Genomic DNA, 10302 nt, shown 5'->3' with positions numbered 1-10302 from the left:
CGCTGGCGGCCCCGGCGGTGGCGGGCGCCGCTCACTGGAGCGCCCTCCGGCCGCCGGTGCGATCATCTCCCCACGGGCGGAGCGCGCCGCTTTCGCGCGGCCGGGCGACGGCGCTCATGCGGCCAGCGCCTCGGCGTGGATGCTGTCGCCCATCGCCGCCAGGATCTCGCCCTTCAGTTCGCCGAAGGCAAGGCCGCTGCGTTCGCGCGGACGGGGGATGCCGACGTCGAACTCGCGCACGATGCGCCCCGGGCCGGCGTTCATGACGACGACCTTGTCGCTGAGGAAGATTGCTTCATCCACGTCGTGGGTCACCAGGATCATGGTCACGCCTTCGACCCGCCAGATGCGCTGCAGCTCTTCCTGCAGGCGCAGGCGGGTGAGCGCGTCGAGCGCGCCCAGCGGTTCGTCCAGCAGCAGGATTTCGGGCTGGCCGACCAGCCCGCGCGCGATCGCGCCGCGCTGCGCCATGCCGCCCGACAACTGGTGCGGATAGGCCTTCTCGAACCCGGTCAGGCCGACCAGGGCGATGTGCGAACGGATCGCCTCGGCGCGTTTCGCCTTGTTCCAGCCCGCGTTCTCCAGGCTCAGGGCGATGTTGTCTTCCAGCGTCAGCCAGGGCAGCAGGCGGTGGTCCTGGAACACGATGCCGCGCGACAGGCTGGTGCCGGCGACGCGTTCGCCGTGCAGCAGGATGTCGCCGCGATAGTCGCCGTCCAGGCCCGCGATCAGGCGCAGCAGGGTCGATTTGCCGCAGCCGCTCGGGCCGACGATGGACACGAAGGCGCCGGGCTCGACGCTCAGGTCGATGGCGGACAGCACGTCCAGCCGCTGCTGGCCGTTGACGACGTAGTGCTTCGAAACGTTGCGGATGTCCAGGCGCGAAGGCTCGGCCATGGCGTTTTCTCCCGATGTGGGTTGTCGGTTGGCGGGGGGCGGCGCGCGGCGCCACCACCACGGGCGTCAGCCTTCGAAGCCCTGCTTCCAGCGCAGGACGCGGCGCTGCAGTTGGTACATGCTGCGGTCGATGAGGAAGCCGACGAGGCCGATGATCACCATGCACACCAGCAACTGGTCGGTCAGCAGCAGGCCCTGGGCGCGGAAGATCAGGAAGCCCAGGCCTTCGAGCCCGCTCAGCCCCTCGGCGACCACCACCAGGGCCCAGGCCAGGCCGGCGGCGTAGCGCAGCGACACCATGACGTTGGGGATGGCCGAGGGGATGACCACCTTGCGCACCAGCTGCCAGCGGGTCAGGGTCAACGCCTGCGCCAGTTCGATGTGCGCCTTGTCCACGTTGCGGATGCCCTGCAGCGTGTTGAGGAACACCGGGAAGAACACCGACTTGGCGATGACGAGGATCTTCGCCGGTGCGCCCAGGCCCAGCCACAGCACGATCAGCGGCAGCCAGGCGATGCCGGGAATGTGGCGGATGGTGTCGAAGGTCGGCCCGAAGAAGCGCTCGACGCGCCGCGACAGCCCGGCGGCGATGCCGAGGACGACCGCGGCGAGCGCGCCGTAGATGAAGGCCTGGCCGACGATGGTGACGCTGGCGACGAAGTCCTGGGCCAGGTTCTGCTCCGTCAGCATCTTCCAGAACGCTGCCGCGACGACGCGCGGTTCGGGCAGGAACACGGGGTCGACCCAGCCGCGCGAAGAGGACACCTGCCACACGGCCAGGATCAGCGCCGGAAGGATCAGGCCGATGGGGTCGCGCCGGGCGAGGAAGGCGTGGACGCGCGAAAGGCGCGCGCGGCCGGCGCTGCCGACGGCAACCCCGCCGTCGATGGCTTCTGCTGTGCTCATGATGGTTACCTGAGGTCGGTTGCGGCGGGCGCGGCGGCCCGCCCGCGGGGCTTATCGATAGATCGAGTACTGGCCGCCGACGAAGAAGCGCTCGTCGATGAAGGCGTTGATCTGCGCCTCGCTGAGCCTGCGCTCCGACAGGATGTCGTCGCCGTTGGCGATGTGCCATTCCTGGAAGGTCTTGATCGCGTTGCGGGCGCGCTCGGCGTTCGGTTCGCCGGCCATGAATTCCCACTGCCCGGCGTGGGTGATCTGGAACTTGGCGACCTCGACCGGCACGCGGGTTTCCCGCGCCACGATCTTGGCGGCTTCGTCGACGTTGTCGAGCGTCCATGCCAGCGTGCGTTCGCGTGCCGCGAGGAAGGCCTTCACCACCTCTGGATATTTGTTGACGAATTCGCGGCGGGCGAAATAGGTGACGCGGCCGGCGTGGTTGACGTATACGCCGTCGTCCGGCGACTGGCCGATGACCTTGAGCTTGCCCGACAGCCAGGCGCCGGTGAATTGCGTCGCCGCCAGGTGCGCGGTGGTGGCGTCGGTCGCGCCCGACAGCACGGCCGAGATCGCCACTACGCCGTTGTCGATCGACTCGTAGCGCACGCGCCCCTGCTTCTCGCGCGAGTCGAGCGGCAGGCCGGCCTTGTTCAGTTGCTCGAAGGGCGAGGACCAGTAGCAGCTGATGCGGCTGCTGCCGAACTTCTTGCCGTCGAGGTCGGCCACCGTCTTGATGCTGTCGTCGTCGGCGCGCGTCAGGATCGGCGCCCGGTAGCGGTTGGAGGGCTCCGAGGCCCAGACCACGACGCCGTCGAGCCCGTTGGCGCGGTGCACCGTGGCCGGGTAGATCATGCGCTGGGCGATGGCGATCGCGCCGTTATTGACCGCGGCGGCCTCGGCGCCGAGCAGGTCGGCCGCGCCGGAGGCGATCAGGTTCACCCGCGTCGTGCCGATCTTGTCGAACTCTTCCTTGAAGAAGCCCTTGTCGCGGGCGATCACCGACCATGGCGACAACTGCAGATTGATCGCGGGCAGCGCCTCGCTGGCGGCCGTGGCCGGGGCGAGCGGCAGCAGCATGGCGCCGGCCAGCACCGCGGTGGCGATATTGCGCCTGCCGGCGATTCCTTTGCGTTGGTTGGACATTTTCATTTCTTATCTCCGCGGGGTCGTTCGAGAAAACGATTCAAGAATGGATTCCGTCCATTCCAGGACAGAGGAAAAGTCTATTGGCGTGGCATTGGACAGGGAACGATTGTTTACAGATAAGGATTTTCGAATTTCTTATTCCGGAGGAATGGCGGCGATGCTAGCGTTTGAGTCCTTGTTCACGGATCGCCCTTATTCAAGGGGGTGCAATGCTTTTTCATTTCCATTTCGATGAGGACGATCCCTCGCCCTTGCCGCCGGCCGGCGGGCGCCGGGCGGAGCGGGTCGATGCCGCCCGGCGCCGCTCCCGCTGGCAACGGGCGGCGCTGGCCATCGCGATGCTCGCGGCCGTCGCTGGCGGGCTGGCGGGGGGCTATTTCGGCGTGGCCGGACGGGCGGCGGCGTCCACCGGCCATGCCGAGGCCGCCGTCCTGTCTGCCGGCGCCAGCCTGAGGGTCGGGCTGGTCGGCAGCGCGCGGCCGACCAGCGACACGCGCGACTACACGGCCGACGGCCTCCAGGTCGGCTTCGCCGAGGAGATCGCGCGCCGCCTGGGCGTGGACGCCGAACTGGTCCCGCTGTCGTCCGCGCAGGCGCAGACCGCGATCAGCGGAGGCGAGGTCGATGTGCTGCTCGCCAAGGGGCTGCCGCCATCGCTGCCGCAGGCGGGGGTGACGGTGCTCGACACCGGCTTCGCCTCCGGCCTGAACGTGCTCATGCGCTCGGATAGCGCGATCAGGCGATGGAGCCAGTTCGAGGGGCGGACGCTGTGCGTGACCGGAGCCAATGCCGCGGCGCATGCGCTGGCGCGCGCGCTCGGCGCGCAGGCGCATGCGTTCGAGGCGCCCGCCCAGGCGCTGATCGCGATGCGCACGGGGCTGTGCGACGGCTCGGTGCACGATGCCGCGCTGCTCGATGCGCTGGGCGGCAAGGCGGAGTGGAAGAAGTTCTCGGCGACGCTCGGCGCGCGCGAACCGCTGCCGCTGCAGCTTGCGCTGAAGCCTGGCAGCCCCGCGCTCGAAGCGGCGCTGCGCGCCGCGCTGAAGGCGCTCGACCGCCCCGCCGGCTGGCGCCAGCGCATCGACAAATGGGCGGCCAACGTCGCCTTCGAGGTCTTCTTCGACCAGATCGGGCCGGACTGCCACTGATGGCGGTCCCCGCTTCCTTGCTGGCAGCGGGCTGGCTGGCCGTTCTGCTGCTGCCGGCCCTGCCCGTGCGCGGGGGCGCGGAGACGGTGTTGCCGCTGGGGGCGGCCTATCGGCAGCCGCCCGAGCATTGGCCCGCGCCGTGGATCGACGAGGGCGTGGCCTTCGCCGAGCTGGCCGCGATGCCGCCCGCCGGCCAGGGCGCCGACGCGGACGAAGCCGGCAAGGCCGCGCTCGGCGGGCAATTGTTCGGTGACCCCCGCCTGGCCGCCGACGGCGCGCCGGCCTGCGCCGGCTGCCACCATCCGGACCACGGCTGGAGCATTCCGGCGGCGGTGGCGGTGGGGCATGAAGGGCGCCGCGGAAAGCGCAATCCCCCCGCACTGCACGCCGTTGCCCGGCAGCCCTTCCTCGGCTGGGACGGCGGCGGTGCCGAACTGGCGGCGCAAGCCCTCGCCCCGCTGACGCTGGCGCACGAAATGGGCAACGCAGGCCTCGGCCCGGTGCTTGCGCGCATCCGCGGCGATGCGGACCTGAGGGCCCGGTTCCACGCGCATTACGGCGACGGCGGGGTCAGCGCGGCGGCGCTGGGCGATGCCCTTGCCGCGTTCCTGCGCACGCTGGACAGGCCGAGCCGCTTCGACCGCTTCCTGGCCGGCGACCACGGCCAGTTGTCCGATCTCGAGATCGAGGGGCTGCATCTGTTCCGCACCAAGGCGCGCTGCGCCAACTGCCATTTCGGCCCACTGCTGGCGGACGGGCGCTTTCACAACCTGGGCATATCGTTCTTCGGCGAACCTTCGCAAGACCTCGGCCGCTACCGTGTGACAGGCCGCCCCGGGGACGTCGGCGCTTTCCGTACCGCGAGCCTGCGCCACGTCGCCGGCAGCGCCCCGTACATGCACAACGGCCTGTTCCGGACGCTGGAGGGCGTCATCAACCTGTACGACCGCGGCGGCGGCGAAACCTGGGCGCGCGGCGCGGCCGAGGCCGCCCATCCCCTGTATGCGGCGGCCGCGCGCAAATCGCCGCAATTGCGCCCGCTGGGATTGACGGCGGCGGAAAAGTCCGCACTGCTGGCATTTCTGAAAACCTTATGACGAAAACGGCCGGGCGAAATCGGAAAATACAAATCCGATTAACTTCGTTCGCCGTCCGATTCTTGTTGCGTATCTTTTTCTCCATGGCATGCAGCGGATGGAAATCCCGAATCCCGTGATAAAGGCGGGAATCCGGACGGAATTGCGGGCAGTTGTCCGGCATCGAATTCGCCCCGGCCCGACTGGCATGCGCCGAATACCCCGGATTTCGCGGAGAGAAAAGATGAGAGCACTTGTGGTGGGTGCTGATCGGGTGGACGCGATCAGGAACGAACTCTTCCAGTCCGAACATCTCGGCATCACCTGCGCCGAACACTGGTCCGGCCGCCATGTGCATGAGAACCGCAAGCCGATTCCGATCGACACCCGCGTCGTCGTGGTGCTGTGCAACCGGGTCAGCCACGACCTGCTGTACAGCATCAAGCGCCAGGCGACGAGCAGGGGCCTGCCGGTCGTGTTCTGCCGGCATTCGGTGGTGGATCTGCGCGACAAGCTGTCCAGGGCGCGGATCCGCGATCATTGAGGGCTGGCGCCGGGCAGGTCGACTGGATGCCACCGAACTGGCCCGCCGGAAGCCGACCCACCTGGCGCGCGCGCCGGTGTTCTATGATTGCCGGGCGGAGGCGTGGCGAGCGTGAGCGGCGGATTTCCGCCGGCCGGCCGCGGGCCCCCGGTTGATGCGCGAGCGCGTGTTTCGGCATATTGGAGAACACCATGGCTACATCACAGTCCGGCGGGCCGGCTTCCGGCGCCGTCCAGGCGGATTCACCGACGTTGGCGCCGATCCTGGCCGTGATCGAGGCCGAGCTCCATGTGCCGGGCGACGACTGGGGCGACGCCGTGGTCGCATCGGGCGGTTTCCGTTATCTGCTCGCCCGGGAGTTCAGGCGCCAGCAGCCGGCGCTGGCGCTGCTCTACGATCTGGAGTTCGTCGCGCTGGGGGTGCGGCGGGGGAGCGTCATCTTCGACTGGAAGATCCTGGTCCGGTTGAAGCGCCGGGCCGCATCCGCGCTGGCGGAGCCGGCGACGGCGGTCGCGCTCGCCAGCGTCCTGGCCCTGCCGGGCGCGGTCAACGAGTCGATCACGTTGTGGGAGCGCCTGTTTCCACCCGTGCAGCAGCAGCTCGAGGCCGACCTGCCGCACACCCCGCCGGTACTGACCGTGATCGCCATCCGTGCGCCGGACGGCCGGGACGTGTTCTCTGCAAGAGGGGGCGAATTCGATCTCGGCGATGCCTGAGCGGCGGATGCCCGATGACCCTATGGTAATCAGGGCTTCCCCGGTGCATGCTCGGGGCGCGGGGGCCGGATCGACGGGATCGGGGCTGCCACGCACGCTCCGAGGATCCAGCGATGAATGACAGGCGCGCCCCGCTGCGGGCCCGGCTCGCGCCGCTTGCCGAACTGCTCACGATCAACCTGCGCGTCATCCGTGACGCCATGGTGTGGGTCGTGCCGCTGCTCATGGTGTCGAGCGTCGCCGCGCTGCTGGCCGCGGTGCTCGATCTGCTTGCCATCGCGCCGGCATGGCGGGAGGAACTGGCGGCGGTCAATCGTGCCCTGGGGCAGGTGCTGCCGCTTTGCCTCACGGTCGCCGTCAGCGCGATGCTGGCGATCCGCTGGCATCTTCCCCGGCCCACGCTCGTGCTGCTCAACATCGGCTACGTCACGCTGGTCCTGGGCAGCCTCGATTTCCTTTCCAGCAGCGCTGCCCATGCCTTGTCGTACATCGTCAGCATCGGCCTGCCCTTCGCGGGGGTGCCGCTCGTGGCCCATCTGTACGGCCGGCGCTGGACCCGCCTGATCACCAGCGACGTGGCCGGGCAGAACGTCAAGGCCGCGCTCAACCTGATCGTGCCGGGCATTCTCGCCGGGCTGGTGCTGGCCGGCGGGCTCGGTCTGCTGCGCGGGCTGTGGCCGGCCTCGTTCCAGCCCGTGCCCGGCTACGTGCTGGCGGGCCTCGGCAAGGGTGAGGCCGAGGCGCTGTACGTGCTGTTGAACTCCTGTCTGTGGTCGGTCGGCATCCATGGCTACCACGCCCTGGCGCCGCTGCTGGAGGCGATGGAGGCGCAGTTCTCCGCTGCGGGCAGTGTCACCTCGATGCTCGGCGCCTTCGTCTTCGTCGGCGGATCGGGCGGCACCCTGGCCCTGGCGATCGCGCTGGCGCTGGCGGGCACCAGCCGCCGCTCGCGCATCGTCGGCCTCGCCGCGCTGCCGCCGGCCTTGTTCAACGTCAACGAACTGCTGCTGTTCGGCCTGCCGATCATCCTCAACCCGCGCCTGCTGATTCCGTTCTGGCTGGCGCCGCTGGCCAACCTCGGGCTTGCCCAGCTGGCGATCGCGCTGGGCCTGCTTGCGCCGTCGGGGGCGGCCATCCCCTTCAACAGTCCGGTGATCCTAAACGCCTGGCTGGCGGCCGGCGGGGCCGGCGGCATCGTCCTGCAGCTTGCGTGCGTGGCCGCCGGCGTACTCATCTACCTGCCTTTCGTGCGGATGGCGGAACGCCCCGGGCGGGCCAGCGTGATCCATTTCCCGTGTTTCGATACCCGCTTCGTGCAATACGAGGAGGAAGCGGCGATCCTGCTCGACGACCCGGTGGGCAGCCACCTGCACAAGGACGAGGCCAGGCGGCAGCTCACGCGCCGGCTGCAGGGCCTGAGTTCGCAGGAGTTCATCCTGCATTACCAACCGCAGCTGCATCCGGCCAGCGGGCGTATCACCGGCTGCGAGGCGCTGATGCGGATCCGCAATCCCGATGGCAGCGTCACCGGCCCCGCCGCCTTCCTGCCCTGGCTGGAGCAGGCCGGCCTGATGCGCGAAATCGACCGGTGGGTGGTGGAGACGGCCTGCAAGCAGGCGCTCGCCTGGCGCGAAGCGGGCATCGAGGTCCCGATCACGGTCAATCTCAGCGCCGAGAGCCTGAGCGACCGCAAGGCGGTGGGCCATCTCGTCGACACTATCAAGCAGGTGGGGTGGGGCATCAACGTCGAGATCACGGAAGGTTCGCTCGCGCGCGACGTGGAAACGGTCCGCGGGTCGCTGGAGCAGTTGCGTTCGGCCGGCGCGCGGATTTACGTGGATGACTTCGGCACCGACTATTCGTCGCTCTGCTACCTGCACCTGTATCCGATCGATGCGATCAAGATCGACCGCAGCTTCGTGCTGGCGCTCGAGAACGGAAAGGGGCAGCGGGTGTTCGGCGGCCTGTTCGCGCTCGCCGCCAGCCTGGAGCTCGGCGTCGTCGTCGAGGGCGTGGAAACGCCTGCCCAGCTCGAGCGGGTTCCCGCGCGCGAGGATGTCACCGTGCAGGGCTGGGTCTTCAGCGCGGCGCTCGGCCCCGAGGCCTTCGCCGGTTTCGTGTCCACCCGCCACGGCGGCAGCACGGTGGCGGCGGCGGCCGAGATCGTGGCGCGTACATGAAAAGAGCCATGGATCGCGCCATGGCTCTTTTCCCTCCGCCGCCCGGCGAGACGCCGGGCGTAGTGCGGTTCAGCGCGAGGACTTCCTGCCTGAAGCCAGCCGCAGCAGCACCGCGACCAGGGTGTCGACTTCGTCGCAGGTGTTGTAGAACGCCAGCGAGGGCCGCACCGTGGCTTCCAGGCCGAAGCGGCGCAGGATGGGCTGGGCGCAGTGGTGGCCCGAGCGCACGGCGATGCCTTCCTCGTTGAGCGCGCGGCCCACTTCCTCGGTGGTGTAGCCGTTCAGCACGAAGGACAGCACGCTGGCCTTGTCCCTGGCGGTGCCGATCAGGCGGATGCCGGGGATGGTGAGCAGGCCGTGCGTCGCGTAGGCGAGCAGGTCGTGCTCGTAGCGCGCGATGTTCTCCATGCCGATGCGCTCGACGTAGTCGAGCGCCGCGCCCAGGCCGACGGCGTCGGCGATGTTGCCGGTGCCGGCCTCGAAGCGCGTCGGCGGGCCGTGGTAGATCGTCTTCTCGAAGGTGACGTCGGCGATCATGTTGCCGCCGCCCTGCCAGGGTGGCATGTCCTCCAGGATCTCGCGCTTGCCATACACCGCGCCGATGCCGGTCGGTGCGAACACCTTGTGGCCCGAGAACACGAAGAAGTCGGCGTCGATGTCCTGCACGTTCACCCGCATGTGCGACACCGACTGCGCGCCGTCGACCAGCGCCTTGGCGCCGGCCGCATGGGCCATGGCGACGATCTCCTTCACCGGCACCACGGTGCCGAGCGCGTTCGACACCTGCGTCACGGCGACGATGCGGGTGCGCGCGTTGAGCAGCTTGCCGTACTCGTCGAGCAGCACCTGGCCGCTGTCGTCCACCGGGATCACGCGCAGCTTCGCGCCCTTGGCTGCGGCGAGCTGCTGCCAGGGCACGATGTTGGCGTGGTGCTCGAGGTGCGACACGATGATCTCGTCGCCCTCGCCGACATGCTGCGCGCCCCAGGTCTTGGCGATCAGGTTGATGCCCTCGGTGGCGCCGCGCACGAAGATGATCTCCTCCGCCGAACCCGCGCCGAGGAAGCGCGCCACCTTGTCGCGCGCGCCTTCGTAGGCGTCGGTCGCGCGCGCGGCCAGTTCGTGCGCCGCGCGGTGGATGTTGGAGTTCTCGTGCTCGTAGAAGTACGCCAGGCGGTCGATGACGGCGCGCGGCTTGTGCGTGGTCGCGGCGTTGTCGAGCCAGATCAGCTGCCGGCCGTTGACGCGCTCCTGCAGGATGGGGAAGTCCCTGCGCACCGCGTGGACGTCGAACGGCGGGTGCGCGCCCTGCGCCACCGCCGGCGCGGGCTGCTCCGCCACCGGATCGAGGAAGTAGAACGCCGGGGCGGCGGCCGGCGGCGGGCTGGCGCTGCGCTGCCCGCCGTCGATGCCGTCGAGCAGGCTGCCCAGCTCCGCGTCGCCCGGAAGCCCGAACGAGCGCGCCGTGACGCGGTCTTCCCGGACCTTGCCGCCGGCCTCGGGCGCCGACGGGTAGGCGCTGGCCTCGCCGAGGAAGTAATACGGCGAGGACGGCGTTCCGGGCACGTTCGGCGCTTGCGGCGGCGCGACCACCGGCAGTGCCGCCGCGTAGGCTTCGGGCACGCCGAGCACGGGGTTGGCGGCCCGGCCCGCGGCCGGCGCCGCATCGACGGCTTCGTCCGGCGCGGCGCCCGG

At 69.6% G+C, this 10302-nt stretch carries 9 protein-coding genes; 5 read left to right on the top strand and 4 right to left on the bottom strand.

Annotation, left to right across the window (positions count from 1 at the left end; all coding sequences use genetic code 11):
- Positions 1–114: 114 nt before the first annotated feature.
- The 3 genes from C666_RS17245 to C666_RS17235 form a co-directional block, all read right to left on the bottom strand.
- Positions 115–897, bottom strand: a complete 783-nt coding sequence (locus C666_RS17245) for an ABC transporter ATP-binding protein (protein WP_004344983.1) — start codon at positions 895–897, stop codon at positions 115–117.
- Positions 898–963: 66 nt separating this feature from the next.
- Positions 964–1803 carry an ABC transporter permease gene (locus C666_RS17240; protein WP_004344979.1) on the bottom strand — a complete coding sequence of 280 codons (840 nt, stop codon included), beginning with the start codon at positions 1801–1803 and terminating at the stop codon, positions 964–966.
- Between the two features lie 51 nt (positions 1804–1854).
- Positions 1855–2940 (bottom strand): ABC transporter substrate-binding protein, encoded by a 1086-nt coding sequence (locus tag C666_RS17235; RefSeq protein ID WP_154666149.1) that lies wholly within the window; start codon positions 2938–2940, stop codon positions 1855–1857.
- 212 nt (positions 2941–3152) lie between these two features.
- Here C666_RS17235 and C666_RS17230 point away from each other — a divergent pair, with 212 nt between their 5' ends.
- The 5 genes from C666_RS17230 to C666_RS17210 all read left to right on the top strand — a co-directional run bounded on the left by C666_RS17230 (position 3153) and on the right by C666_RS17210 (position 8607).
- On the top strand, positions 3153–4091 hold the full coding sequence (locus C666_RS17230) for a transporter substrate-binding domain-containing protein (protein WP_004344974.1): 939 nt from the start codon (positions 3153–3155) through the stop codon (positions 4089–4091).
- The gene (locus C666_RS17225; protein WP_004344972.1) at positions 4091–5188 is read left to right on the top strand and encodes a cytochrome-c peroxidase; all 1098 of its coding nucleotides are present in this window, start codon (positions 4091–4093) and stop codon (positions 5186–5188) included. The genes C666_RS17230 and C666_RS17225 overlap by 1 nt, the downstream gene beginning before the upstream one ends.
- 223 nt (positions 5189–5411) lie before the next feature.
- Positions 5412–5711, top strand: a complete 300-nt coding sequence (locus tag C666_RS17220) for a DUF2325 domain-containing protein (protein WP_028792046.1) — start codon at positions 5412–5414, stop codon at positions 5709–5711.
- Between the two features lie 191 nt (positions 5712–5902).
- Positions 5903–6427, top strand: a complete 525-nt coding sequence (locus tag C666_RS17215; RefSeq protein WP_154666139.1) for a hypothetical protein — start codon at positions 5903–5905, stop codon at positions 6425–6427.
- A gap of 113 nt (positions 6428–6540) precedes the next feature.
- Positions 6541–8607, top strand: a complete 2067-nt coding sequence (locus tag C666_RS17210; protein ID WP_004344966.1) for an EAL domain-containing protein — start codon at positions 6541–6543, stop codon at positions 8605–8607.
- A 69-nt stretch (positions 8608–8676) separates the two neighbouring features.
- Here the strand turns inward: C666_RS17210 and C666_RS17205 are convergent.
- Positions 8677–10302: family 2A encapsulin nanocompartment cargo protein cysteine desulfurase (locus tag C666_RS17205; protein WP_004344964.1), on the bottom strand; the 1626-nt coding region annotated here is incomplete at its 5' end.

Origin of the sequence: Thauera linaloolentis 47Lol = DSM 12138, assembly GCF_000310205.1 — a bacterium.
GTDB lineage: Bacteria > Pseudomonadota > Gammaproteobacteria > Burkholderiales > Rhodocyclaceae > Thauera > Thauera linaloolentis.
This window is presented reverse-complemented; position numbering and strand designations above follow the sequence as displayed.

Coding starts and splice junctions, on each gene's coding strand:
- C666_RS17225 (WP_004344972.1), top strand. CDS start 4,091: ATGGCGGTCCCCGCTTCCTTGCTGGCAGCGGGCTGGCTGGCCGTTCTG.
- C666_RS17220 (WP_028792046.1), top strand. CDS start 5,412: ATGAGAGCACTTGTGGTGGGTGCTGATCGGGTGGACGCGATCAGGAAC.
- C666_RS17245 (WP_004344983.1), bottom strand. CDS start 897: ATGGCCGAGCCTTCGCGCCTGGACATCCGCAACGTTTCGAAGCACTAC.
- C666_RS17230 (WP_004344974.1), top strand. CDS start 3,153: ATGCTTTTTCATTTCCATTTCGATGAGGACGATCCCTCGCCCTTGCCG.
- C666_RS17210 (WP_004344966.1), top strand. CDS start 6,541: ATGAATGACAGGCGCGCCCCGCTGCGGGCCCGGCTCGCGCCGCTTGCC.
- C666_RS17215 (WP_154666139.1), top strand. CDS start 5,903: ATGGCTACATCACAGTCCGGCGGGCCGGCTTCCGGCGCCGTCCAGGCG.
- C666_RS17235 (WP_154666149.1), bottom strand. CDS start 2,940: ATGTCCAACCAACGCAAAGGAATCGCCGGCAGGCGCAATATCGCCACC.
- C666_RS17240 (WP_004344979.1), bottom strand. CDS start 1,803: ATGAGCACAGCAGAAGCCATCGACGGCGGGGTTGCCGTCGGCAGCGCC.